Here is a 353-nt window from a genome sequence, read left to right as displayed (position 1 = left end):
GCCGGCGTGGCGGCAGCCTCCGCCTCCTGCTGCTTCTTCGAGGCCCACAGGCTCGTCACCGTCGTCACCGCGAGGACCAGGACGATGAAGCCGAGGGAGAAGGGGATGGAGATCTCCGCCGGGTGGGTGTGCGTGTAGAACGGGGCGGTCGCCACGACGGCCTGAGCTCCGGCGGCGGTCACGGCACGGACGTGGTCCAGGACGCGCGGCGTGGTCATGTCGATCGCGCCGGCGAGGACGGTGGCGGTGAGGGTGGCCAGGGTCAGCCAGTACTTGGTGTACACCCAGCGGTGGCGGGCCAGGCCCCAGGGGGTGCCGAGCGACAGCACCAGACCGCTGGTGAACGTCAGCTG

At 71.1% G+C, this 353-nt stretch carries 1 pseudogene; it reads right to left on the bottom strand.

The features are described from left to right. Positions 1–353, bottom strand: a pseudogene (locus PUR53_RS15215) (hypothetical protein); the annotation flags it as partial.

Source organism: Streptomyces sp. SP18BB07, from assembly GCF_036322545.1.
Lineage (GTDB): Bacteria > Actinomycetota > Actinomycetes > Streptomycetales > Streptomycetaceae > Streptomyces > Streptomyces deccanensis.
The sequence above is the reverse complement of the archived record's forward strand: the minus strand, read 5'-3'. Positions and strand labels throughout refer to the sequence as shown.